The sequence below is a fragment of the uncultured Sanguibacteroides sp. genome (assembly GCF_900543425.1).
In the GTDB taxonomy this organism is placed as follows: domain Bacteria; phylum Bacteroidota; class Bacteroidia; order Bacteroidales; family Marinifilaceae; genus Gabonibacter.
Genome location: NZ_UQRQ01000003.1, coordinates 171,027 through 197,938, shown reverse-complemented (window position 1 = coordinate 197,938; position 26,912 = coordinate 171,027). Strand labels below are relative to the sequence as shown.

The window sequence follows — 26,912 nt, the reverse complement described above, 5'->3', positions numbered from 1 at the left end:
ACGGAGGGGCATAAACAGTGAACGGCGAGCGTCGTGCTCGCTTTTCGGAACGGCCAGACGATGGATTGTCCGAGCGTAGCGAGTCCCGGAGGACAGTGAACGAAAAACGTTTACACGACCGTCGGAAATGTCCCCACCCCGGAAGGTTAGCCCGTAATAATTGTAGATTTTAGATTGACGATTTAAAAATGGCAAAATCAGGAACTCAATCTAATCTGTAAACCATAAATAAAAAAGGGAAGGGATAAAACGGAGGGGCATAAACAGTGAACGGCGAGCGTCGTGCTCGCTTTTCGGAACGGCCGGACGACGGATTGTCCGAGCGAAGCGAGTCCCGGAGGACAGTGAACGAAAAACGTTTACACGACCGTCGGAAACGTCTCCGCCCCGGAAGATTAGCCCGTAACGATTGTAGATTTTAGATTGACGATTTAAAAATGGCAAAATCAGGAACTCTATCTAATCCGTAAACTATAAATAAAAAAGGGAAGGGATAAAACGAAGGGGCATAAACAGTGAACGGCGAGCGTCGTGTTCGCTTTTCGGAACGGCCGGACGACGGATTGTCCGAGCGTAGCGAGTCCCGGAGGACAGTGAACGAAAAGCTTTTACACGACCGTCGGAAACGTCTCCGCCCCGGAAGATTAGCTCGTAACAATTGTAGATTTTAAATTGACGATTTTAGATTAAAAACAAAGGGATTAGGTAATTTCTGAGATTAAGAGGTTTCGGGATCGGAGAGAAATTGACGATTGCGGATTTTAGATTTACAATTTAAAGATGACAAGATCAGAATTTAATCATAAATTAATTTACAATCTACAATTTAAAATAGACAGCTTAATCATAAAACAGATATCAAAAAATAATACTACATTAGTGACATTAAATTTTAAAGGATTATATGTCCTTCATAAATCTGTAGTGTATGATAAGAAAAGAGAGAAAATCACATAAAAGTATCGGGAAAAAAGAACTTTATCAATCCTTATTCGATATTTTTACCCATAAACCCAACGAATATTTCAATTACAAACAATTAGCCCTGCAATTGGGTATCAAAAATATGGAACTAAAGCGCCTGATCAACGAGGTGCTCTACGAAATGAAAGCCGAAGGGCTGATATCGGAAGAATCGACAGGAAAATTCAAGCTAAAAGCCGTCAGTACTTATATTACCGGAATTATCGATTTAACCGCAAAAGGAACGGCCTACTTAATCTTGGACGAAACGAAGGAAGACGTTTTCATTCCGCAGGTTAACCTTAACCACGCCTTAAACGGAGATAAGGTAAAGGTTATCATCTATGCCCGAAGCAAAGGAAGAAGGCCGGAAGGAGAAGTTGTTGAGATTTTGGAAAGAAAAAAAGAGACCTTCGTGGGAATAATACAATGCTCCCGGCAATATGCTTTTTTAGTTCCTTCCGGGAAACAACTCCCCTACGATATTTTCATTCCGCTGAATGAACTGAACGGAGCAAAAGACGGGGATAAAGCCGTGGTCAAAATTACAGAATGGCCCGAAAACCAGAAAAACCCGGCAGGTACCGTATTAGAAGTCCTCGGGAGACCGGGAGACAACGACACGGAGATGAATGCCATCATGGCGGAATTTGAACTTCCCGTTAAGTTTCCGGCAAACGTGGAAAAAGCAGCGGAAAAGATTCCGGATACCATCCCCAACGAGGAGTATAAAACACGAAAAGATTTCAGAGAGATAACGACCTTCACCATCGATCCCAAAGATGCCAAGGACTTTGACGACGCTCTTTCCATCCGACAATTGAAGAACGGTCATTATGAGGTCGGCGTACACATCGCCGATGTAAGTTATTATGTAGAACAAGACTCTATACTGGATAAAGAAGCTGACACAAGGGCTACTTCCGTATACCTGGTGGACCGTACGATACCCATGTTACCCGAACGACTCTCCAACGGAGTCTGTTCTTTACGCCCGAATGAAGAGAAACTTTGTTTTTCTGCCGTATTCGAGTTAAACGAAAACGCAGAAATAACGGACCAATGGTTTGGTCGGACGGTCATAAAATCCAACCGCCGTTTCACTTACGAGGAAGCACAAGCTATGATTGAAGGTGGCGAAGGCGATTATAAAGCGGAGATCATGGAATTAAACAATCTGGCTCAAAAATTAAGAGCGGAAAGATTCAAAAATGGAGCCATCGACTTCGATCGGGTGGAAGTGAGATTCGATATCGATGAAAAAGGAAAACCTGTCGGAGTCTACTTCAAACAATCCAAAGAGGCCAATAAACTGATCGAAGAGTTTATGCTACTTGCCAATAAAAAAGTGGCCGAACGGATCGGAAAGCTTAAACCCGGGCAAAAACCCAAAACTTTTATCTACCGGGTACACGAACAACCGAACTCGGATAAATTAGAGGAATTCGGACGTTTTATCGCCAAATTCGGTTACCGTCTTCGCTCCAGCAATCCCAAGACCCTCTCTTCCTCGATGAATAAATTAATGGCGGATGTAAAAGACCGGCCGGAACAAAATATGATCGAGACACTTGCCGTACGTACCATGGCCAAAGCTGCCTACTCCACGGAAAATGTAGGACATTACGGTTTGGCTTTCGATTATTATTCTCATTTTACTTCTCCCATCCGGCGTTATCCGGATGTAATGACCCATCGCCTGTTAGCACGTTATCTGGAAGGGGGACGCTCCGTCAACCAGGAAAAATACGAAGAGAAGTGTAAACATTGTTCCGAAATGGAACAAGTGGCAGCCAATGCGGAGAGGGCCTCCATCAAATACAAGCAGGTAGAGTTCATGTCCGATAAATTGGATCAACCCTTTATGGGAACAATCTCCGGAGTAACCCAATGGGGGTTTTATGTCGAATTAAACGATACTAAATGCGAAGGATTAGTATCCATGGCCGAGTTAGAGGGAGATTATTACGAATTTGACGAAGAGAATTACTGCATTGTCGGCCGTCATCACCGCAAGGTATATCAATTGGGAGATCAGGTCATGGTCAAAGTGGCTAAAGCCAATCTGGTAGCCCGTCAACTGGATTTCACGTTGGTAGGCAATGAAAAAACAGAGACTTCCCCGTCTGTCATTCGTTCCAAAACCATAACACCACCCCGTTCGGTACGAACGTCACGTCGAGGAAGACGAGGAGATGAAGGCAACAAAAACAAAGGGAGAAGAAAATCGAAAAAAAAGAATTAACTTTTTAAGTTCTTTCTTGAAGGAGAATAATAAAAAAAACATTTTTTCTATCTTTGGGAAGTGTGAAAAACGATTAAACCAATGATTACTTTTATTATTTCCATCACGTTGTTAATCGTCGCCTATTTCACTTACGGGAAATTTGTTGAACGATTTTTCGGCGCATCATCTAAAATCGAAACTCCGGTCAAGCGGCTGGCTGACGGAGTCGACTACCACGAGTTAAAACCTTGGCGGATTTTCGTCATTCAATTTCTGAATATTGCGGGATTAGGCCCTATTTTCGGCGCTATCTTAGGTGCAGCCTATGGTCCTATGGCTTATCTATGGATTGTAATCGGTTGCATTTTCATGGGTGCCGTCCACGATTACTTTTCCGGTATGCTCTCCGTCCGGAACAATGGCATGAGCCTTCCGGATATCGTAGGTAAATACATGGGCAATAATGTCCGAAAATTCATGACGTTCTTTACCGGTTTCCTTTTATTGGCGGTAGGAGTTTCTTTCGTGAACGGCCCCGCGGGACTTTTAGGTAATTTGACCGGAACGAGCATGACCCCGTGGCTGTACGTTATTTTCATTTACTATATATTGGCAACCCTATTACCGATAGACAAAATCATCGGGCGTATCTATCCTTTTATGGGAGCAGCGTTGATCTTTATGGCTCTCAGCGTCGGCGGTTATCTTCTGTACGGTGGATTCAGCGGAGAACTTCAATTAGAGGAGCTTACTTTCGACACGATGCGTAATCTGCACACAAACCCACAGGAAAACATCCTTTTCCCGATGTTATTTATCGTTATCTCCTGCGGGGCAATATCCGGCTTCCACGCCACCCAATCCCCTATGATGGCCCGTTGCATGACCGATGAAAAATACGGGAGACCCATTTTCTATGGAGCCATGATATCCGAAGGTATTGTCGCCATGATCTGGGCCACGGCAGCTATGACCTACTTCGGAGGTGCAGAAGGATTAAATGCGGCAGCAGGCTCCGGGAGTGATCCGGCCATCATCGTAAATGAAATATGTCGATCCTGGTTAGGACGTTTAGGAGCTGTCATCGCCATCATAGGAGTAGTAGCATGCCCCATCACGTCGGGAGATACGGCTTTTCGCAGTATGCGATTAATCATTGCCGATGCTCTTAAATTCACCCAGAAACCTATTAAAAATCGACTGATCGTTTCTATTCCGATCTTCATTCTGGCTTATTTTTTCTGTAGTTTCGATTTTTCCACCATATGGAAATATGTTGGTATAGGAAATCAAATTTTAGCCACAGTAACCTTATGGACAGCAGCCACTTATCTGACCAAAAAAGGAAAACCTCATTGGATGCTTTCCATTCCGGCCACCTTTCTAAGTATCGTATGTGTTACCTATGTTTTTGTCGCTCCATATAAAGCCGGAGGGATTTTCATCTCTCCTTCTTTCGGCTATCCGATCGGAATCATCGCGGGTATCGGTTTACTGATCCTTTTCCTTTTGAAAACCAACAAACTCAAAAAATAAAAAAGATTTAATCTAAAAAATAAAAAACGAGTTGCAGTTTTTAAGAGTTTACTCTAAATTGCAAACGAAAAATCAGCATAAAAAACAAACAAAGAGGGACGCCATCTTATCGCAAGGATAGGATGTTATCTATGAATATACTGAATATGACAGAATGAAAAAAACGAAATGGATTTGGATTTGGGCTGCCGTAGGCATCGTATTAGCTATTGTTATTTTTTGGCCTAAAGAGTATAAAGAGGCTGTACTGGAAGCCGAAGCGGTAGAAGAGGTGGTCGACACAACCGAGTTAAAGCAAGAGCACTATAAATACGGTATTCCTTCCGACAATTTTGAGGTAGAGGAAGGAGTTGTAGGACGTAATCAAAACCTTTCGGCCATCTTGGCAAAATATGGAGTTTCTCCTAAAAAAATACACGAAATCTCTCAACGTTGTAAAGATATCTTTGACCTTCGGAAAATAAAGGCCGGACGAAAATATACCCTATTTCTTGCCAAGGATAGCTTGAAATCTCCGGAATTTTTCATTTATGAAAACAATGCGCTGGAATTTGTTGTCATTGACTTCAAAGAGACTTCCCCCGTTTATATCGGGAAAAAAGAGGTAGAGGTAAGGGAGCTATCCGCAAAAGTCGGGATTCAATCCTCTTTATGGAACGCAATGGCAGATGCACAAACAGACCCCACGTTAGCCATTAGTTTATCGGATATATATGCTTGGTCCATCGATTTTTACGGTATTGCCAAAGGAGATTCTATTCGAGTGATTTACGAAGAATCTTTTGTTGAAGGACAACCTTTACGGGATTTTAAAATAAAGGGTGCTATTTTTACCCATGCCGGTAGAGATTTTTATGCTATTCCTTTCGTTCAAAACGAAAAATTCGCCTATTTTGATGAAGACGGAAATAGTTTACAAAAAACTTTTTTAAAAGCTCCTCTTAAATATTCGCGAATTTCATCAGGATTCTCGAATAACCGTTTTCATCCGGTACTGAAAAAATATCGCTCCCACCATGGGATAGATTATGCCGCTCCCACGGGAACTCCCGTTAATACAATCGGTGACGGTGTCGTTACCAAAAAGGCATACCAGAAAGGAGGAGGAGGAAACTACATCACCATCAAACACAACAGCGTTTATTCCACCACCTATATGCATCTTTCCCGATTCGCCCAGGGAATTGCCCCGGGGAAACGGGTCAAACAAGGAGAAGTCATTGGTTACGTGGGTAGTACCGGACTGGCAACAGGTCCTCATTTAGATTTCAGGGTATATAAAAACGGAACTCCCATCAATCCCCTGAAAATGGTATCTCCTCCGAAAGAACCGATTTCCAAAGAGAATATGCCCCAATTTATAGTCGTCCGGGATTCTTTAACCCAGTTATTGAAACAACTGTAACGACGTCGGGATTAATAATCGGTCCTCTTTTCCCCTGTAATTCGGTAGTATTGCCACTTACCGAGAGGTCGGCCTTTCTTATAACGTCCTTCACACAACAGGTGACCGGTTTTGTAATAAAATTTTACCGTACCGTGACGCATGCCTTTGCGATAAGGCATCTCTAATTTCAAAGTTCCATCGGGAAAAAATTCTTTATACGACTGAATCTCTCCTTTCCGATAAGAGACCTTACCTTGTAATTTACCATCCTTATAAAAAAAACGAGCTTCTCCGTTTATTTTACCCTCTTCATAAGGGAAAAGTCCTATAATCTTTCCGAACGGATCGTAAATACTCCAGCATCCGTCCGGATCCCCATCCTTTAAAGCTCCTTTTATCGTGAAAAGAGAAGTTTTATATACATAAAAATCTTTTACACTAACAGCGATACTATCCGGAATACTCGGGTAATAGAAACCGGACTCGATCCGATCTATCTGTCTTTCCAATTCCCGGTTTAATTCTCGTATCCTATACTCTTCCGGAGCATTTTTATTATAATTTGCGATAACATCAGTTTTAAAATCATCTCCTTGTGCCGTCAACGCCAGCCCTATGGCTTCAAAACTCAAAAATGCGTCCTTGTTATTTTCTAACTCCTGCCGGGCATTCGATTTTAAATCATGATACAAAAAGTCGTACGCGTTGGAAGTATTGATATAGCCATAAATATTATTTCCGTTACCCAGATTTTGCATTAAACCGATATACTCTTCATCGTGAGCTAACGTCTTTCCCAACACGTAATCCTTGATCATCTCCGCTAAAGAAAGAGGAGAATTACTAAATACAACGTAATCCCCTATAAAAGTATAATAAGGACGATCCAGCCGGTTGAACGTAGCTTTCAGAAACAATTTAAAAAATCCCTTCAAACTAAAATAATGAATCTTATACCCGTTAAACTCCAATGTTTTTTCCCGAACCGGAGTTTTACGATCTATTTGTTCCATTAAATAATCCAACTGATCTTTCGCGTAAGCAATATCATTCGCCTGAACGGCCAAAATGATATTATCCTGTCGGTTCTCTTCATCGAGAGCCGGTTTGATCAAAACGATTTCATGCCCGATCCAGGAAGTAAATAAATTCAAAATATCAAGATTCAAAAATCTATTTATCCTCTCTACCGAACGTTCTATCGCTTTATAGTCTTTTTCCTGTTCCAGCTTATAACTTTCGACTAAAATCTTCTGCAATTCGGAAAAAGAAGAAAAACACCAAGAAAGGTAAGCAGCCGTATGCTCTCCTGCAATCTGACCAATTCCGGAAACTTCCCCTTTCGTTCGGTTCAACGAATTAAGTATCGAAAATACATCGCGATTAGATTTGGTAATACCGGAAAAACGAAGATTTCGATCGTTCAGCTGCAACACCAAACAGGTAAAATCAAGCAAAGGCTCTTCCTCCGTTATGGAAGTCGCTTCCAAAAAAGCATTGATCGCATTCCCTATCCGTTTATGATCGATATCGATAATGGCATCCCCACCAGATAGATCCTTTTTTATTTTTATCCTGCCTTCGCATGCAGCCAGAGAACGCTCGACTAATTCCCGAGAATAGGAGGTAATCAAAAGATTCCCTTTTATAGCGAAATACAATTTAAATCCCTTACCCGTCAGTTCATGAAATCTATCTTCCTCTCCTTTCAATTTTTTTATTTTCAAATTCTCGTTATTCAGCAACACCGAAACCATACCTTCAAAAGTCCTGATCACGTTTAACTTACCCAAATCACATACATACAAAAAACCATAATCAGAAGAAGCAATCTCATGACAGGAAACGGAAACAGGCCTATCTGTCAACATTCGTTTTAATGCCGGATAGGCATTACACAAGGAATCGGCCCGTTCAAAATAGCCATGATAGGCTTCAAAATAAGGATAAGCTTTAAGCGACTGCCATATTCTATTTCGACTTAAACTCTCATGTATATGATTAAACGAAGGTATCTCCACCGTAAAAACAGCATCTTCCGGCAAGGCTTGCGTTATTTTATAACGTCCGGCATCTTTATAAAAAGCAAACCAGATCAAAACGACCAGGGTTACCAATGGAATTGCTATAAGAATAAGTTTTCTTTTCATGACAAAGCAACAAACTTAAAAACACCGTACAAAATACAAGTATACAATATTATACAACCATTCACGTCATATTACGTATTATTTTTTACAAAAAGAAAAAAACGAGAGAATAACAAATACATATATATTATAATTTTACGCCCCGAAAATAATAAATATGAAAAAAAGTTTCATTGCATTGGCTTTCGGAACATTGGGATTAGGTATTGCCGAATTCGTGATTATGGGCATCTTACCGGATATTGCCCATGCTTTACACATTGACATTGCTACCGCCGGACATCTGATCTCCGCCTATGCCTTGGGAGTCTGTTTCGGTGCTCCGGTACTGATTCTCACTCGTAAATTTCCGTTAAAACACATCCTTTTAGGGTTGGTTTCAGTGATCATGATCGGTAATATCTGTGCTTCACTTTCTCCCAATTACTGGACATTAATGATTTCCCGTTTTATCTCGGGACTCCCGCATGGAGCTTATTTCGGAGTAGGTTCCATCGTTGCCGAAAAATTGGCCAGTAAAGGGAAAGGCTCGGAAGCAGTTTCCATCATGGTAGCCGGCATGACGATAGCCAACCTGTTCGGGGTACCTCTGGGCACTTTTTTAAGTACGCTGCTTTCCTGGCGAGCCACGTTCCTGCTCGTCGGTCTATGGGGAGTCATCATCCTCTATTATATCTGGAGATGGATTCCTGAGGTAGAAAACCTACCTGACACCGGCTTTAAAGGCCAATTCCGTTTCTTAAAATCTCCGGCTCCCTGGTTGTTAATTTTCGCCACCTTATTGGGAAACGGGGGCATCTTTTGCTGGTATAGTTACATCAATCCGTTGTTGACACACGTCTCCGGATTCCCGGCCGACAGCATTACGTTTCTTATGATCTTAGCCGGAGCGGGGATGGTCGCCGGAAATCTAATCAGCGGTCGTTTGTCCGACCGATATACTCCGGGCCGGGTAGCCACTTTCACCCAAGGTTGCGCCTTTACGATTCTATTACTTATTTTCTTTTTAGCACGCGTATCCTGGATTTCGGCAACACTTATGTGCCTTTGCACTACTTGTCTCTTCGCCCTATCTACCCCACAACAAGTCTTACTCATCCGTTACTCCAAAGGAGGAGAAATGTTAGGAGCTGCAAGTGTTCAAATCGCTTTCAATTTAGGAAATGCCATCGGGGCATATTGTGGAGGATTACCTTTACAAGCTGAGCTGGGTTACCAATATTCGGCTCTTGTCGGAACTCCATTTGCCTTAACCGGTTTCATATTACTAATCATTTTCACCCGAAAATACGAAATCGCAAAATCATAGATAAATCCGGATTATTACCTGTTTTTTTCATCTGTTTCTAATAAAAAGTAAATCTTATCATGTACATTTGTTCAATATAGAAAACGAGTCTTATGGCATCTTACTGGCAAATTTTTTGGTCATTCTTCAAAATTGGAACGTTCACGTTAGGAGGCGGTTACGCCATGATACCGCTTATCCAGAAAGAAGTGGTCGACAAAAAAGGGTGGCTGCAAGAGAAAGAATTTATCGAAATGTTAGCGGTCGCCCAATCCGCTCCCGGACCTATAGCCCTGAACACGGCTATATTCGTGGGTTACAAAGCCAGAAAAGGAAAAGGTGTGTTCTTTTCCAGTCTCGGAACAATCTTGCCTTCTTTCATCATCATTTTACTGATCGCTATTTTATTTACCGATTTCAAAGATAATCCGGTCGTCGAACGGGTATTTAAAGGAATACGCCCCGCCGTAGTAGCCCTGATCGCAGCCCCGTTGTGGCAAATGGGTAAAGCAGCCGGAGTGACGTCAAAAACGGTGATCATTCCGATCATAGCCGCACTATTGATATGGCAAACCGGAGTATCTCCCATTTACATCATCATTTTAGCGATATCGGGAGGTGTCGGTTATGGCTTATTCAGAAGCCGGAAAAACAACTTAACACCTAAAGATAAAAAATAAAAAAGCAAACTCGAAACAGCATCCATGGAAGAATTCGACTTATATCTCAGCCTTTTCATCACTTTCTTTAAAATCGGTCTTTTCGGTTTCGGAGGAGGATATGCCATGCTCTCTCTGATACAACACGATGTAGTCGAAGTGCACCAATGGATCAGTGTTTCCGATTTCACGGATATCGTGGCTATTTCTCAAACAACCCCGGGGCCTATTGCTTTCAATACGGCAACTTATATCGGCTACACGGCCACCAACAGCATATGGGGCTCCGTCGTATGTACCATTGCCGTCAGTCTCCCCTCTCTGATTATCATGATCACCATCTCCAAATTCTTTTTCGCTTTTCGGGAAAATCGTTACGTGGACATGGCAATGAACGGCTTGAAAGTTACCGTTACCGGATTGATAGGTGCGGCAGCATTGCTTCTGATCAATAAAAATAATTTCATAGATTACAAAAGTTGGCTTATTTTTATCGGGGCTTTTCTATTGACTTTCAAATTCAAAATGGATCCGATTCTCCTGATTGTTATTGCGGGAGTCGCCGGTTATATCCTCTATTAGTCATTTTTGTTCAACAATCTCTTCCTGATCTCGGAGGGAGTTCCTCCTAAATATTTAAGACAAAAATTATAGAAGGGAGTATGTCCCGAGAAGTGATATTTATCTATAATGATCTGAATATCCTGTGTCAAATTAGCCAAATCACTTTCAATCGCCTTCGCTTTTTTTACCTGCAACCACTTATAGGCGGAAGTATTGAACTCCTTTTTAAACCTCCGCTTAAAAGTAGACAGGCTACATCCCGTTTTTTCGGCAAAATCCTTTAACGACGTAACAGACTGATAATGCCTGAATACAAGTAGTTTGAACGAATAATCATCGCCCAATACCGGATAAAACAATCTATATATCTCTTCTTTCGTGTAATACTGGGAAAAAATAGCCGCCAAATTCAACTTATAAACATTCAGATAATAATGACAAGGCATAACATTATGAATGGAATACAATAAGTAATCCAAATACAACCGTAAAGCTTCATTCACCTTCAAAGAGCTATATTCCCACCGAAAATACTTCAATCCCGAAAGGATCTCCTGATGATCTTTCAGGCAGATCTGTTCTTCCAAATTAGACCTAATACACAACAACTTACACAGATTATCAGACGTTATCATCTCCACATCGCAGCCTTTGGGAACAAGAAACATCTCCTCCTTTCCGCAAACAATTTGTTGCCCTTTGAAAGAAACAGAGATTTCTCCCTCCAGTACAACCATCAATTCATGACAAAACTTACTTCCTTGATAAACCTTTTGAATATTTTTTTCTATCTCCTGTATAACAAAACCGTATTTATTTTTCGGATCATATTTTTCACACGTAGACTGCTCGCATATTCTCGTATTCATTTGTCCCTTTCTCCTTATAGTACAAACAAATATAAACATTCCTATTTTTTTATCCGCCACAAATTACATTTTATAAGTTCTTTTATAAACTAAACAGGCTCTTTAACCTCCCGAACAAAAATGATCCTAATCGCAAAATATTTCAACAAATACGATCTCTATCTTATAAAAAAATTAATTTTGTAGATCACTTAAACCATCAACACCATGATTTCACTTATTCTTCTTATCATTATCTTCGGTTACAGCATTATTGCTTACAATAATTTGACGCGTAAACGCAATAATACCGAAAATGCTTTCGGTTCGATCGACGCCATGTTGAAAAAAAGATTCGACCTGATTCCGAATCTGGTTGCGACCGTTCAGCAATACGCCAAACACGAGGAAAATACGTTTACCAAGATTACAGAATTACGATCCCGGAATTACGATTCGCTCACCACGGAAGAGAAAGGCGAATTCGACCGGGCATTCGATGCTGCCAAACGAAGTTTTTTTCTGGTTGCTGAAAACTATCCCCAGCTAAGGGCTTCGGAGAATTTTATGCAGTTACAACGAGCCTTAAACGAAACCGAAGAACAGTTGGCTGCGGCCAGAAGAACCTATAATGCTTGCGTCACGGATTATAATAATGCAGTTACGACTGTTCCCTCAAATATCATTGCCAACCTTTTCAATTTTTACAAAAAAGAGGTACTGAGCATACCCGAAGAGGAAAGAGCGGCACCCAACGTGAAAGATCTGTTCCAATCCTAATCCGGCTATATGGATAATAGCTTCGACAGGTTATACGAACAATTGACTCCGGCACTCCGACAACTGGAAGATAAAAGATTGGAGTTAAAGAAGAGAGGTATCCAAAACGGTCTGATTGCCGGGAGTATATGTTTTCTAATCGGGACAGGCATAACCGTCTGGACAGGATCCGGTCATATAGGAATTCTAATTTCCGTCATCATCGGGATAATCGTTTGGATCAGCCGCGTGAACAGCCAATCCAATGTACTATCCGGATATTACAAAAAGGATATCATTACCACTCTGCTAACGAGCCTGTGCGAGGACTCCGCTTTTCAACCCGAAAATGGCATTTCGGAAACCACTTTTATGAGTAGCGGACTGTTTTCCACCTCTCCCGACCGGTATCATTCCGAAGACATGATAACCGGTCAACTCGGGAAAACGAGCTTTTGCTGTTCGGAAGTCCATGCCCAGGAAAAACATGTGACCGTCGATTCCAAAGGACACAGACATGAAAGCTGGGTGGATATCTTCAGGGGATTCTTCTTTATTGCCGACTTTCAAAAAGATTTTAAAGGGCAAACCGTCATATACCGGAACTCCTGGCTAAAACTGAATTTCAGCAATCAACGAGTAAAGTTGGAAAATCCGGAATTTGAAAAAAGCTTTGACGTATACGCTACCGACCAGGTAGAAGCCCGTTATCTTCTGACTCCGGGAATGATGGAAAGACTTTTGCTTCTCGATCAAAAATTTCCGGGTAAGATTACAGTCAGCTTTTATAACTCCAATATTATCATTGCAATACCGGACAGTACCGATCATTTTGAAGCCAGCATCTGGAGATCCCAGCTCCACAACAACAGCTTGAAACAGGAGTATCAAACCCTCTCCGCCTTGATCGCAATTGTTCATGACCTCAACCTGAACTTACGAATCTGGAGTAAAGAATAACACCAAAATAGATATCGTTTCCTTCTTTCTGAAAACAAAACTGAATAAAAAATCCGCCTAACCTAACGTCAGACGGATTATATATCATACTTCAACAAATTAGAGCAGAGCATTAATTTTTGCAACCAAAGCCGTTTTAGGTACAGCTCCAACCTGTTTATCAACGACCTCTCCGTTTTTAAAGAAAAGAATCGTCGGTATATTACGGATTCCGAATCTTCCGGAAGTTCCGGCACAATTGTCTACATCTACCTTAGCAACAACAATTTTACCTTCGTATTCCTTAGACAACTCTTCAACAATAGGTAGCATCATTTTGCATGGTCCACACCATTCTGCCCAGAAATCTACCAATACGGGAAGCTTTGAGTTCAAAACCACTTCCTCAAAACTTGAATCATTAACTGCAATAGCCATACTTTTTTATCTTTTAAGTTTACATTCTCTTATCTACATGGAAATCACGACGATTAAGAATAAAAATATCCTTATTTGCCGTGCAATATTAATCAATTTTCATCTTAATTACATCATTATTCTCAAAATATTCATATAATTCTCTCGAACGTTTTATTTTACAGCTTCTTGAAAACATCTTTACCCTATGCCCTTCCCGGTCGTAAAGGATAAAATTCAATGGAATATCTCCCGTTTCGTTTATCAATTGATTATGAATCTCCGTTACGATTTCGTGTGTCAGATTCTCTATATCGACCTGCAACGTGATGGAACGAATCAGGTTGTCTCCGATAACGCTAAGCAAATCCATACTGATTACGTTAAAGGCCAATTCATTGTTCCATTTTTTCGTTTGTACCTTTCCTTTTATATAGATCGCCGTTTCCAAGATAAAATAGTTCCTGAATTTTATATAATCCTCTCCAAAAAAAGGCAACTCGTATGTTCCGCTAAAATCCTCTATCGTCAAAATACCAAAATCGTTTCCTTTTTTGGTCTTTCCCTGCCTCATGGCAATGATAATTCCAGCAATGGTAACATCCCGATTTTTGAAAGAAGCAAAATTACTATTCAACTCCTCCAAAGGAGTACAAAGTGTCTTTATCTCCAATTTATACGGATCCAAAGGATGAGAAGTCAGGTAAATACCGATCAATTCTTTCTCTTTCCGGGCTTTTTCCATATCCGTCCAAGGTTCACACAAAGGAATAGAAGGTTTTGTCACCTCGTATCCATCCATCCCCCCGAACAGGGTCGCCTGCATCTTCAATCCGTCGGCCTGTTTCTTCTGTCCGTAATTAACCAAGTTCTCGAGCAAAGAAGTATGTCCGTCAATCTGGTAAAAAAACTGTCCCCGATGTAAACCGAAGCTATCCAACCCACCGGCCGTAATTAAATTTTCCAGCGTTTTTTTGTTTACGGTACGATAGTCTATGCGTTCAAAAAAGTCGAACACATCGTTATAGGGGCCATTTTCCGTACGTTCCTTGATGATCGAATCCACCGCTGCGAGTCCCACTCCCTTTATGGCTGCCATACCGAAACGAATATCACCCTTATGATTCACCGTAAAGTCATTGTCCGACTCATTCACATCGGGAGCAAGCACCTTTAATCCCATTCGTTTACACTCATCCATAAAGGTGGTCACCTTCTCTATCTGGGATAAATTACAACTTAAGTTGGCCGCCATAAATTCAGCAGGATAATGGGCTTTCAAAAAACCGGTCTGGTAAGCAATATAGGCATAACAAACAGAATGAGATTTATTAAAAGCATACGAAGCAAATGCCTCCCAGTCTCCCCATATTTTTTCAACCAAGGGTTTGACCTCTTTTCCCATTTCCTTACATCCTTTCACGAACTCCGGATTTTTACTACATCCTTCGATAAACTGCGTTTTCAAGGCATTCATCGTATCGATCTGCTTTTTACCCATCGCTTTCCGAAGCGTATCGGACATACCCCGGGTAAAATTTCCCAGAGCCCGGGATTGCAACATCACCTGTTCCTGATAGACCGTAATCCCATATGTATCCTTTAAAAAAGGCTCCATCATGGGATGATCGTACACGATAGGCTCCTCCCCGTGTTTACGCTTGATAAAATCCGGAATATATTCCATGGGACCCGGACGGTATAAGGCATTCATCGCTACCAAATCCTCAAAACGGTTCGGTTGAAGTGCCCGCAAATGCTTTTTCATTCCCGGAGACTCAAACTGGAACAATCCCGTCGTCTCTCCTCTGGAAAAAAGAGCAAAAGTTTCTTTATCCTCCAAGGAAATTGCATCCACATCCAAGGTCTCATGTCGAGATTTCTTGATATTATCCAAGCAAGTCTTTATAATAGAAAGTGTCCGCAATCCCAGAAAGTCCATTTTAATCAACCCGATAGGCTCGACAAAATGACCGTCATATTGCGTTGTCATCAAACTTTCGCCCTCGGTCGGCATAATTGGAATATGTTCCGTGAGCGGGTCCCGACTGATCAAAATACCACAAGCATGAACACCCGTCTGCCGTACAGAACCCTCCAGAATTTCCGCTAATCGAATTGTTTTTCCTACTACCGGATTAGGCGATTCTTTCTCCTTCTTTAGATCGGGGTTCTCCTCGTATGCTCTTTTCAAGGTCATTTTAGGGGCTTCCGGAACCATTTTAGCCAATCGATTGGCTTCCGATAATTCCAACTTCAAGACACGGGCAACATCCTTAATGGCCATCTTTGCCGCCATACTCCCGAAAGTAACGATATGTGCCACTTTATCCGCCCCATACTTTTCTGTAACCCATTCCAATACCCGCTGCCGTCCGTCATCGTCGAAATCCACGTCGATATCAGGCAACGAAATACGATCGGGATTCAAAAACCGCTCAAACAGCAAATCGTATTTTATCGGATCTATATTCGTAATACCCAAGCTGTAAGCAACAGCACTTCCCGCCGCAGAACCACGTCCGGGCCCGACAATTACTCCCATATCACGGGCGGCCTGAATAAAATCCTGCACGATCAGGAAATAACCGGGAAAACCCATTGTCTTCATGATGTGGAGTTCGAAAACCAATCGCTCCATGATATCGGGGGGTATATTTTCACCATAACGTTTTACAGCCCCTTTCATCGCTAACTCCTTCAAATAATCGGCTTCCAGTTTAATACGGTAAAGCCGGTCATATCCTCCTAATTTCTTTACCTTCTTTTGGGCATCCTCTTCGCTCATGACAACTTCACCCTTTTCATTCCGGGTAAATTCATCAAAAAGATCTTTTTCGGAGTATTTCTTACGATACTCTTCCTCCGTTCCTACTTCCGAAGGGATGGGGAATACGGGCATCAACGGATCGGAATCCAACTTATAGTCTTCCACTTTATCCACAATTTCTTGCGTATTCGTAATGACTTCCGGGACATCGCTAAATAGCGCTTCCATCTCTGCCGTTGTCTTAAACCACTCCTGTTGGGTGTATCGCATCCTTTTAGGATCATCCAAGTCCTTATTCGTTTGCAAACAAATCAAGAGATCGTGAGCTTCGGCATCCTCTTCGTTCAAGAAATGTACATCATTGGTGGCAATCACTTTTATACCCAGCTTTTTCCCCATTCTCAGGATTTCAGCATTACACCTTATTTGCCTGTCGTATACATCCGTTTTCAAAAGGGGATTGGTCGTAGGATGCTTCATCACTTCCAGGTAATAATCCTCTCCCACCAGATCCTTGTACCACAAGGCCGCAGCCTCCGCTCCTTCGATGTCTTCGGCCATAATTTTCTGACAAATCTCCCCTCCCAGACAAGCCGACGAAATGATCAGTCCCTCTTTATGTTTCTCCAAAAGAGCCTTATCGATACGAGGCCGGTAATAAAATCCTTCCACTTGAGCCACGGAACATAACTTCACAAGATTCTTGTATCCTTGAAGATTTTTTGCCAAAAGAATCAAATGTTCTCCGGAACGATCCTGTGGATTTTTTTTATTATGCAATGATACCCGGGCCACATAAGCCTCAACACCCAGAATAGGTTTTATACCCTTCTTTCGACAAAGGTCATAGAAAAGTTTGATACCAAACATACTCCCATGATCCGTCAACGAGATAGCCGGCATCCCGTCAGCAATGGCTTTATCGATTAGACCCGGGATACTCGCCGCTCCGTCCAAAATAGAATACTGAGAATGTACATGAAAATGAGTAAAAGACATATGTTATACGCTAAAAATTAAACAAAACACCATCATCAAACAGAAATTCCGTTGATTCATATTCAAACAAAGGTAAGGAATAATCTCTTGAGAACGATCATTAAAAATAGAAAAACAGCTCTAAAGTTTTCCACACCTCCTACCCGGTCTTACCCTTTATTTTCTTTTACTCAAATCTCCGGGTTCGGGCAAAGATATTCTGGAAAAACTCACGATAGCGGCAAGTGCGGCAAAGGCTCCTCCCAGATAAAGCGCCGCATGAGTCCCATTATGCGGGAACAAAGCAAACATCAAAGCAACTAAAGAAGCTCCGGAAGTCTGTCCCAAGAGACGGGAAGTACCTAACATGCCGCTTGCTCCTCCGCTACGTTGCCGGGGAGCCGATAAAATAAGAATACTGTTATTCGGCGTCTGAAATAAGCCAAAACCAGCCCCGCACAAGGCCATTCGCCAGATAATCCCCGCATTCGTCGGGACCTCGGGTAAGGTGGCCAAAAGAAATAATCCGCAAGCAAACAAGGTCAATCCTATCCCACCCAATAAACCCGCGTGAATACGTTCAATCAATCGACCGGCAAGCGGAGCCGCCAACATAGTCGCCAAAGGCCAGGGAGTTAATAACAAACCCGTTATTACCTCGTCTCTCCCTAAGGCGTTCTGTAAGAAAAAAGGCAGAGAAACCATGGCCAGCATCTGGGCAGTAAAAGAACATATCGACGTCCCGACAGAGAGAGCAAAAATAGGGATACGCAGCAAATCCACGGGTAATAGCGGATAAGTCTGATTCAACTGACGACGTACAAAGAAAAAACCAACGATCAGCATAACCGCCAGTCCCAAAATGATATACATGGAATCGATACCGTGAGCATACCCTTCTATCGCCGATATCAACAACCCGAACGTCAAAGCATTCATCCACCCGCTCATCCAGTCAAAACGCCGTCCCTCCACTCGCACCGGATTAAACGGCAGGAATTTATAGCTTAAGATTAAAGCGACAATCCCTATCGGGACATTGATCGCAAACAACCAAGGCCAGGAAGCGATGGAAAGAATCCCGGCAGCAATCGTGGGCCCCGCAGCAGCGGAAACCGCAACCACCAAAGCGTTTATTCCCATCCCCCGGCCTAAAATACGCTGGGGATAAATAATACGAATCAACGAGGTATTCACACTCGTAATAGCAGCAGCTCCAAACCCCTGAAAAACACGAGCAATCGTTAATGTCCACAATGAATTGGAAAGTGCACAAGCCAACGAAGTGAAACTGAATAAAAACAGGCCGCTTATATAGACTTTACGGTAATCCCATATATCCCCCAAAGAGGAAAGAGAGAGTAACGAAACCACGATGGCCAACTGATAAGCGTTCACAACCCATATGGACATAGACGGCGTGGCCTGCAAATCCTGCGCGATAGTAGGAAGAGCGACATTCGCGATTGTTCCGTCTAAAACAGAGACGGTAATTCCCAAAGCAATGGCCATTATGGCTCCATAACGTTTCGGTAATGGAAGCCCGTCCATTTTGACCTCTTCAGTTCCCATAAAAATCTCCCCTTTCATTCTTACCTATCGAAACTTTAAAAAAGTTCCCGATCCGTCTCAGTTCTTTCCCGATTTATCCGGGAAGGCAGGAATAGGCGGTATCGATGTTTTCGCTGTTTTTAATTGCTCTAAAATAATCTCTATTGCCTTTTCCAATTGTTGATCACGGCCAATATACTCTTGGTAAGGATCGTTTTCCAAATCCAGATGAGGAGTAACACCGGTTCCTTCGATAATAAAGCCACTCCCGTCGACAGCAAAAGGAGCATAAGAAGGAGTCACAATCGCCCCTCCATCCACAACCGGAACCGTTCCGCTATATCCTACCACTCCTCCCCATGTGCGTCGCCCGATAACGGTACCCAATTTATTGTATTTAAATCGATAAGGAAACAAATCTCCGTCAGAAGCGGAATATTCGTTCACCAACAATACCTTGGGACCAATAAATGTCCCGACCGGATTTACCGATCCCTCCTTTTGATTCGTATGCATCGTAAAATAAGTCGGCGTACGCATCAAACGCTCGATAATCATGGGTGAAACATTTCCTCCCCCGTTTCCACGGTCATCGATAATCAAAGCCTTTTTTTGCAATTGAGGATAATAGTGTTTCACGAATTCATTCAAACCTTCCGTTCCCATATCCGGGATATGGATATAACCTACCTCTCCATTCGTTGCTTCTTCTACTTTTTTTATATTATTCTGTACCCAATGATAATAATACAATTTCGACTCATCCGACAAGGGTGTCACTAAAACCCGACGAGCGCCCGTGGCGGAAGGTTTCGAATTCACTTCCAATTCAACCGTTTTTCCGGCCATATCGATCAATTCGGTAAATAAATTATCGGTCTCCTGTAAAGATTTTCCATTGATTGCAATCAAATAATCCCCCTCCCGGACGTCCACTCCCGGCATGGTCAAAGGCGAACGGGTCGAAGCACTCCAGTTGGCTCCTTCAATGATTTTCTCTACTTGGAAGTAACCGGATTTATCCTTTTTGAAGGTTGCTCCCAACAAACCCATCTTAATTCGTTCCGGTTCAGGATGCCTGCCGTTTATCGAATAAGCATGCCCCACGTTCAATTCTCCGATCATCTCTCCGATCAGATAAGTCAAATCCGTTCGGTGGTTAACATAAGGTACCAATACTTTATACTTTTCATATACCTTATTCCAATCCACCCCGTGCATATTGTTAGCATAAAAGAAATCCCTCATTTGACGCCAGGTCTCGTTATAAATTTGCATCCACTCTTCATGATAATTAATCCGTTTTTTAACATCGCCCGTCGAGATTCCACTTCCCACGGAAAGAGAGGTCGCCGGTAAATCAATGACCTGAAAAGCCTGTCCGACAACTCCTAATGCCTTATCATACCCCGGACTGAAAACAATTTGTCCACCGAGGGAAGATTCATTTTTACCCGTCAAATCATACACCATCGTATTACCTCCCCGATCGTAATAGACATAATTACCGATCATATGCAAATTCCGGTAATGATCGGCCGGTAAAACCGGTAATTCGATCAAACGACGGTTTATATCCGTAAAGTCATAGCCACTCTCTTTTGTCTCTTTTCCTTTGCTCTCCGTTTTTTTCTCTTCTGACATGCCGTCATTTTTAGGAGAAAAAGGAATCCAAGCCTCTTTCACCAAGGGCAAAAGATAAACCTTATTCATCTCCCGATAAATATGGTTCCACTCCGTGCGTCCGTAAGAGGGAGAGAAAGAACGGGCAGAAACGAACAAAAGATATTTTCCGTCGCGACTGAAATTTGGTGAACTCACCCCATACCAATCGTCTGTTATTTGATGCTTTTGCTTACCGGCCAACTCGTATATCATAATATGATCTACCGCTTTTCCGGGACGTACATAAGTAATGTATTTACTATCCGGAGACCAATTGAAACTCGTCAACGGACGAATGGGAGAAGTTTCAATGATCTCCCTCTTACCGGTAGAAACATCTGAGATATTTAAGGTATTCCTTTTATCACTCCATAAAATAGAACGGGAATCAGGAGACCATTTGTAATTAAATATATATCCTTTAAAATCATCTATCAATCTTTTTTCTTTGCCAGTCGCAACCTCCCGAAGATAGATCGAAAATTCGCCTTCTTTATCGGATATATAACTTATGTATTTCCCGTCAGGAGACCAAGCCCCCATCCGGTCATTGGCATCGGAAGAGTTCGTCAAATTATAAGTAATACCCTCTTTTACCGGAAGTGAAAAAATATCTCCTCTTGCAGAAACCAAAACTCTTTGTCCGTCAGGAGAAGGAGCCCGGTAATTGATCTGATCGCTTACATTTTTCCATTCCGGACGCGAATAAACCTGATCATTATCGATAATAATTTTTATCCGTTCGTTTTTACCGTTTTCCAAATCGTAACGATAAATGTACCCTCCTTGTTCATAAACGATCGTTTTATCTCCTATTGCCGGAAATTTTATATCGTAATCTTTATAAAAAGTCAACTGGCGAGTCTCTTTTGTCTTTATATTGTAAACGTAAAGATTCATGATATCGTCCCGATCTGAAATATAATATATCTCGTTTCCGCCAGGAGACCACATGGGGATAATATCTTGTCTCACATCGTGAGTTATTTTTTTAGATTTTTTCGTGGAGAAATCAAAAATCCGGATATCATCGGCCATTCCGCCTTCGTATCTTTTCCAGGTTCGAAATTCCCGAAAAATATAATTATAAGCCAATTTTTTTCCATCAGGAGAAAAAGAAGCAAACCCTCCGTTCACCAACGGGATCTCCGTCGGCATTCCTCCCGTAACAGGTACCGTGAATAATTGCCCGGTAAAATCGTTAAACGTGTATTGCCTGGAACGATATAAAATACGCTTACTATCCGGAGTCCATCCGATCACGATATTATTAGGTCCCATCCGATCCCCCAAGTCATCCCGGCTCAACGTAGCGGAATAGGTCAGACGTCTCGGTTCTCCTCCTTCAACCGGAATAACGAACACTTCCGTATTTCCGTCGTATTGCCCCGTGAAAGCGATATATTTACCATCAGGAGAAATCCGGGGAAACATTTCATATCCCACGTGAGAAGTCAAACGGCGGGCAACCCCTCCCGACACAGGCACCGAATACAAATCTCCGGCATATGCAAAAACGACCTTATCCCCGACACTATGAGGGAAACGCAATAGACGAGCCTCTTCTGCCCTCAATGACAGGCAACCCAAAAAGATTCCTAAAAATAAAACAATACTTTTTTTCATCATTCAAAAACAATAAACCATATACATTCTTTCCATACTTACCAGAAGAATCGTTATTTCTCCAATACCTGTTTTACCACTTTCGGAAAATACTCGTATTCCAAATTATGTACTTTGGCAGCTAACGAATCCGGCGTATCTTCAGGAGTAACTTCACATCTTGCCTGGAAAATAGCGGCTCCCTCATCATAATGATTATTCACATAATGAATTGTGATGCCGCTCTCCTTTTCTCCGGCGGCAATTACGGACTCGTGCACATGCATTCCATACATCCCCTTACCGCCATAGTCGGGTAGAAGAGCCGGATGAATATTGATAATCCGGTGATCATAGGCATCGATAATGGCCTCGGGAACCTTCCACAAAAAACCGGCCAAAACGATCAAATCGACACCTAACTCATTCAGTTGCGACAAGATACGATCCGACTGGTAAAAATCTTCTCTATTAAAAACAAAGGCTGGTATATCTAAACGTTTCGCTCTCTCCAAAACAAAGGCATCCGGCCTGTTACAAAACACACCGATCACGCTATTTCGCGGATCATTTTTGAAAAATTTAATGATATTTTCAGCGTTAGACCCTGAACCAGAGGCAAATATTGCTATTTTATTCATGATGTAATCAATTAAGAATCAAAGCCATAAAGATAATAAAACTTTATTCAAGCAAAAAAATTTTCTAGGAAAAATAAATTCTCTAACTTTGCCACCGAACTTTGAGAGTTATGTACGCCCATGAGGGCGTTTAGTGTGAAATTAAAAAATGTCTAATTAAAATTTAAAGTTATGTCTGACATTACAAACAGAGTGAAAGCTATTATCGTTGATAAATTAGGAGTTGATGAATCCGAAGTTACACCAAGCGCAACATTTACGAATGATCTTGGAGCAGACTCTTTGGATACGGTAGAGTTGATCATGGAATTGGAAAAAGAATTCAACATCACTATCCCGGACGATCAAGCAGAGAAGATTGCTACTGTAGGCGATGCTATTGCTTATGTTGAAGCTAACGCTCAGTAATTTAATATTGATTTTATGAACCTCAAACGAGTAGTAATTACAGGTCTTGGAACGATCAATCCTCTCGGTCACACGGTGTCCGAATTTTGGGACAATTTGAAAAATGGCGTCAGTGGCGCCGGTCCTATTACTCGTTTTGATGCATCTAAATTTCGCACGCAATTCGCATGTGAAGTAAAAAACTACGAGCCCACGGAACATTTCGACAAAAAGGATGTCCGTAAAATGGATCTTTACACGCAATTCGGTCTTATCGCAGCCCGGGAAGCAATTAAGGATTCAGGACTTGATCTATCCGTAGAAGATAAGAAAAGAGTTGGTGTAATCTGGGGCGCAGGTATCGGTGGATTGGAAACATTCTACGAGGAATGTAAAACATTTGCCATCGGAGACGGTACACCCAGATTCAACCCTTTCTTTATTCCTAAGATGATTGCCAATATGGCAGGAGGAATGATTGCTATAGAACACGGTCTAAAGGGCCCGAACTATACGACGGTCTCTGCTTGTGCATCATCGGCTCATTCTTTAGTAGATGCATTAAACCTTATTCGATTAGGAAAAGCAAACGTGATTATTGCCGGCGGATCTGAAGCTGCAATAACTGTTCCCGGTGTTGGAGGTTTCAACGCCATGAAAGCCATATCTACCCGTAATGATGACCCGAAAAGCGCTTCCCGTCCGTTTGACGTGGATCGCGACGGATTCGTATTGGGAGAAGGTGGTGCCGCACTAATCGTTGAAGAATACGAGCACGCCATAAAGAGAGGAGCTAAAATCTATGCAGAACTTGTAGGAGCAGGAATGAATTGCGATGCCTATCATATGACAGCCCCCGATCCGGAAGGAGAAGGAGCCGGAGACGTGATGAAATCCGCTCTCGAAGATGCAGGCCTAACTCCCAAAGATGTCGATTACATCAATGTACACGGAACATCTACAGGATTAGGGGATATAGCAGAACCTAAGGCTATCCTTAAAGCATTTGGAGAACACGCTTATCAGCTGAATATCAGTTCTACCAAGTCAATGACCGGACATTTATTGGGCGCCGCCGGTGCCATCGAAGCAATCGCTTGTGTCTTGGCCGTGAAAAACGACATTGTTCCTCCAACCATTAATTTCCAGAGTCTGGATCCGGAACTGGATCCGAAATTGAATTTTACATTTAATAAGGCTCAAGAAAGAAAAATAAATGTTGCCATTAGTAACACCTTCGGGTTTGGTGGTCACAATGCGTGTGTTGTATTTAAAAAATAATCACTAACTAAAACGTTGGAAAGTGATTAGGCAAATAATTCAATCCATAAAACTATATCTGCATCGTAAAGATAAGTTTTATGGATTGTCTATTTACGAATGGGGATTCATCCCTCAAAATAAAGGTTTATATAACCTTGCTTTATTACACAAATCTGCATCCAGGTACACGAAAAGCGGAACGATCCTTAATTACGAGCGCCTCGAGTTTCTGGGCGATGCCGTATTGGGTGCTATTGTGGCCGAAATTCTTTATAAATTCTTCCCGAACAAAGACGAAGGATTTTTAACTCGTCTACGCTCCAAGATCGTAAGCCGGGAGTCCTTGAACGAAATCGCCATAAAGATGGGATTAAGCAAAGAGGTCATCGCCAAATCGGATATCTCGAAAAACAAACACATATACGGAGATGTATTCGAAGCCTTCACCGGAGCCATATACCTCGATCAGGGATATGCCAAGACAAAGGATTTTATCGAACAATACATCTTTCCTCACTATGTAAACTTGGAAGATTTAGTATACGTCGATAAGAATTTCAAAAGTCGGCTAATCGAGTGGGGACAAAAAAATAAAGTAGAACTGAGCATCCACACGGAAGAGCTTTTTAAAAATCGTCGCTCCAAATTCGTTTGTACGATTTCGGTCGGAGAAGAAGTAATCGGCAAGGGTGTGGGTTCATCCAAAAAAGAAGCGGAACAAAACTCCGCGGAGAAAGCAATCCAAAAGCTTCAAAAAGAGAGTCAGGGTAATGTTATCATATAATTGATTTGTGATTAAATCATACCCCCTTTCGTTTTTTTAATTTTCGAAATAACACGAAAAAAGGCTACCCAACCGGATAGCCTCTTATATATATTCTCTTTTTCTCATTATTCCCTTACACGCTCTACATAAGTTCCGTCTTGCGTATTTACGCGTATCTTCTCCCCGGTATTAATAAAAAGAGGTACCATCACCTTGGCTCCGGTCTCTACCTCTGCAGCCTTCAAAGCCGTGGAGGAAGCCGTATCCCCCTTCAAGCCCGGTTCCGTATAAGTCACTTCCAAAACAACGTTCGGCAACAACTCAACATACAACGGAGTCTCCGTATCGGCATGCACGACCATCTCAACAGCATCTCCTTCTTTTAAAAATTGAGGAGCATTGATCAACTCTTGAGAAATATTAATCTGGTCGTAAGTCTCCGCATGCATCATGACATAATCCTCTCCCTCCTTATATAAAAACTGATAGGGACGCCTCTCTATACGGGCTACATCTATCTTTATTCCGGAAGTAAAAGTATTCTCCAAAACACGTCCTGTTTTTACATTTCTCAATTTCGTCCTTACGAAGGCGGGTCCTTTACCCGGTTTTACATGTTGGAATTGTACAATGGTATATAAATCGTCCTTAAAAACGATACATAATCCATTTCTAAAATCAGCTGTCGTTGCCATTTATCTAATAATTTTTAATTTTAATAATTGAAATTAGAGTGCAAATATAAGAAAATCAGCCCAACCGACCAAAAGTCGAGCCATTTTTCCATATCTTCGAGTATTTGGGTTTACTTCCTGTAAAAAATAAATTCGAAAAAAACAGAAAAAACCACCCCATTCAAAGCACTTTTTTCTTGGGAACGGTAGCAATAAAATCTTTTAAGTAAAACGGCTCGAAGTAAGCCAGGTCTTCAAAGGCCTTTTCTCGCCACTTCTCTTCTGCCAAAGGCATCATATTTACGGCAGAAGTAGTTACCTCATCCACAAATCGTGCATGGGGATGAACAATTACCTCTTTTACCTTTCCACTACCGTTTCCAAAGAAATAAATTTTATGATCGGACAATAGGTCTCCGAATGAAGATGAATCTATAATTTCTGCTTGTACCCCACGTATCGTTTCCCCTTTCCGATTAAAAATAGCCGAATACACTTCCATGCGACGAGCGTCTATCATCGGGCAAAAAAAAGCCTCTTCGTCAATATCCCTGGCGACAGAGATAGCTAAAGCTTTCAACGTACTTATAGCAATTAAAGGTTTTCCCGTTCCGAAACATATCCCTTTAGCCAACGAAACACCGATACGTAATCCGGTATAAGAACCGGGGCCCATACTCACAGCAACGGCATCCAACTCTTGGGCTTGGATTCCATTCTCTTTCAATATTTCGTCTACATAAACACCCAACAAAACAGAGTGATTCAATCCTTCGCCATTCTCTTTTAAAGCTAACAATTTGCCATCCATGGCAATAGCCACCGAACAAATTTCCGTGGAAGTATCTATATTTAAAATCAATGCCATAAGCTAA

Annotated in this window: 20 protein-coding genes; 11 read left to right on the top strand and 9 right to left on the bottom strand. The window is 41.9% G+C overall.

What is annotated here, in order from left to right:
- Window positions 1–928 precede the first annotated feature (928 nt).
- The 3 genes from rnr (at window position 929) to QZR76_RS02850 (ending at window position 6,131) form a co-directional block, all read left to right on the top strand.
- On the top strand, window positions 929–3,208 hold the full coding sequence (rnr, locus tag QZR76_RS02860; RefSeq protein WP_294140207.1) for a ribonuclease R: 2,280 nt from the start codon (window positions 929–931) through the stop codon (window positions 3,206–3,208).
- 81 nt (window positions 3,209–3,289) lie between these two features.
- Complete coding sequence (locus QZR76_RS02855) at window positions 3,290–4,726, top strand: carbon starvation CstA family protein (protein WP_294140205.1); 1,437 nt, start codon at window positions 3,290–3,292, stop codon at window positions 4,724–4,726.
- Window positions 4,727–4,880: 154 nt separating this feature from the next.
- Window positions 4,881–6,131, top strand: a complete 1,251-nt coding sequence (locus tag QZR76_RS02850; RefSeq protein WP_294140203.1) for a peptidoglycan DD-metalloendopeptidase family protein — start codon at window positions 4,881–4,883, stop codon at window positions 6,129–6,131.
- Between the two features lie 11 nt (window positions 6,132–6,142).
- On the opposite strand, the gene QZR76_RS02845 is transcribed toward QZR76_RS02850, so the two are convergent.
- Complete coding sequence (locus QZR76_RS02845; RefSeq protein ID WP_294140200.1) at window positions 6,143–8,263, bottom strand: DUF3352 domain-containing protein; 2,121 nt, start codon at window positions 8,261–8,263, stop codon at window positions 6,143–6,145.
- A gap of 157 nt (window positions 8,264–8,420) precedes the next feature.
- Between QZR76_RS02845 and araJ the strand changes: the two genes are divergently transcribed.
- The 3 genes from araJ (at window position 8,421) to QZR76_RS02830 (ending at window position 10,792) form a co-directional block, all read left to right on the top strand.
- Complete coding sequence (gene araJ, locus QZR76_RS02840) at window positions 8,421–9,572, top strand: MFS transporter AraJ (protein WP_294140198.1); 1,152 nt, start codon at window positions 8,421–8,423, stop codon at window positions 9,570–9,572.
- Window positions 9,573–9,664: 92 nt separating this feature from the next.
- Entirely contained in the window at window positions 9,665–10,231 is a 567-nt protein-coding gene (locus QZR76_RS02835) for a chromate transporter (RefSeq protein WP_294140195.1), read from the top strand.
- Window positions 10,232–10,255: 24 nt separating this feature from the next.
- Window positions 10,256–10,792, top strand: a complete 537-nt coding sequence (locus QZR76_RS02830; RefSeq protein ID WP_294140193.1) for a chromate transporter — start codon at window positions 10,256–10,258, stop codon at window positions 10,790–10,792.
- Here the strand turns inward: QZR76_RS02830 and QZR76_RS02825 are convergent.
- Window positions 10,789–11,643 (bottom strand): AraC family transcriptional regulator, encoded by an 855-nt coding sequence (locus QZR76_RS02825; RefSeq protein WP_294140191.1) that lies wholly within the window; start codon window positions 11,641–11,643, stop codon window positions 10,789–10,791. The two genes, QZR76_RS02830 and QZR76_RS02825, sit on opposite strands and share 4 nt — an antisense overlap.
- Before the next feature lie 207 nt (window positions 11,644–11,850).
- On the opposite strand from QZR76_RS02825, the gene QZR76_RS02820 reads away from it, so the two are divergent.
- Entirely contained in the window at window positions 11,851–12,402 is a 552-nt protein-coding gene (locus QZR76_RS02820) for a LemA family protein (protein WP_294140189.1), read from the top strand.
- A 9-nt stretch (window positions 12,403–12,411) separates the two neighbouring features.
- On the top strand, window positions 12,412–13,341 hold the full coding sequence (locus QZR76_RS02815) for a DUF3137 domain-containing protein (RefSeq protein WP_294140188.1): 930 nt from the start codon (window positions 12,412–12,414) through the stop codon (window positions 13,339–13,341).
- Between the two features lie 99 nt (window positions 13,342–13,440).
- On the opposite strand, the gene trxA is transcribed toward QZR76_RS02815, so the two are convergent.
- From trxA to purN, 5 genes are all read right to left on the bottom strand, one after another.
- Window positions 13,441–13,758 (bottom strand): thioredoxin, encoded by a 318-nt coding sequence (gene trxA / locus QZR76_RS02810; RefSeq protein WP_294140186.1) that lies wholly within the window; start codon window positions 13,756–13,758, stop codon window positions 13,441–13,443.
- An 88-nt stretch (window positions 13,759–13,846) separates the two neighbouring features.
- Entirely contained in the window at window positions 13,847–17,506 is a 3,660-nt protein-coding gene (gene dnaE / locus QZR76_RS02805) for a DNA polymerase III subunit alpha (protein ID WP_294140184.1), read from the bottom strand.
- 156 nt (window positions 17,507–17,662) lie between these two features.
- Complete coding sequence (locus QZR76_RS02800; protein WP_294140182.1) at window positions 17,663–19,075, bottom strand: MFS transporter; 1,413 nt, start codon at window positions 19,073–19,075, stop codon at window positions 17,663–17,665.
- A 39-nt stretch (window positions 19,076–19,114) separates the two neighbouring features.
- Window positions 19,115–22,327 (bottom strand): S41 family peptidase, encoded by a 3,213-nt coding sequence (locus QZR76_RS02795; RefSeq protein WP_294140223.1) that lies wholly within the window; start codon window positions 22,325–22,327, stop codon window positions 19,115–19,117.
- A 53-nt stretch (window positions 22,328–22,380) separates the two neighbouring features.
- Entirely contained in the window at window positions 22,381–22,947 is a 567-nt protein-coding gene (gene purN, locus QZR76_RS02790; RefSeq protein WP_294140180.1) for a phosphoribosylglycinamide formyltransferase, read from the bottom strand.
- Between the two features lie 171 nt (window positions 22,948–23,118).
- Here purN and QZR76_RS02785 point away from each other — a divergent pair, with 171 nt between their 5' ends.
- The 3 genes from QZR76_RS02785 to rnc are packed head-to-tail and all read left to right on the top strand — an operon-like array spanning window position 23,119 to window position 25,381.
- On the top strand, window positions 23,119–23,355 hold the full coding sequence (locus tag QZR76_RS02785; protein ID WP_041503145.1) for an acyl carrier protein: 237 nt from the start codon (window positions 23,119–23,121) through the stop codon (window positions 23,353–23,355).
- A 15-nt stretch (window positions 23,356–23,370) separates the two neighbouring features.
- Window positions 23,371–24,615, top strand: coding sequence for a beta-ketoacyl-ACP synthase II (fabF, locus tag QZR76_RS02780; RefSeq protein ID WP_294140178.1), 1,245 nt, complete (start codon window positions 23,371–23,373; stop codon window positions 24,613–24,615).
- Window positions 24,616–24,637: 22 nt separating this feature from the next.
- The gene (rnc, locus tag QZR76_RS02775; RefSeq protein ID WP_294140176.1) at window positions 24,638–25,381 is read left to right on the top strand and encodes a ribonuclease III; all 744 of its coding nucleotides are present in this window, start codon (window positions 24,638–24,640) and stop codon (window positions 25,379–25,381) included.
- A 107-nt stretch (window positions 25,382–25,488) separates the two neighbouring features.
- Here the strand turns inward: rnc and efp are convergent, their stop codons facing one another.
- Together efp and tsaB are read right to left on the bottom strand one after the other, a co-directional pair.
- Window positions 25,489–26,058, bottom strand: coding sequence for an elongation factor P (gene efp / locus QZR76_RS02770; RefSeq protein WP_294140174.1), 570 nt, complete (start codon window positions 26,056–26,058; stop codon window positions 25,489–25,491).
- A gap of 160 nt (window positions 26,059–26,218) precedes the next feature.
- Window positions 26,219–26,905, bottom strand: a complete 687-nt coding sequence (tsaB, locus tag QZR76_RS02765; protein ID WP_294140172.1) for a tRNA (adenosine(37)-N6)-threonylcarbamoyltransferase complex dimerization subunit type 1 TsaB — start codon at window positions 26,903–26,905, stop codon at window positions 26,219–26,221.
- Window positions 26,906–26,912: the final 7 nt, after the last annotated feature.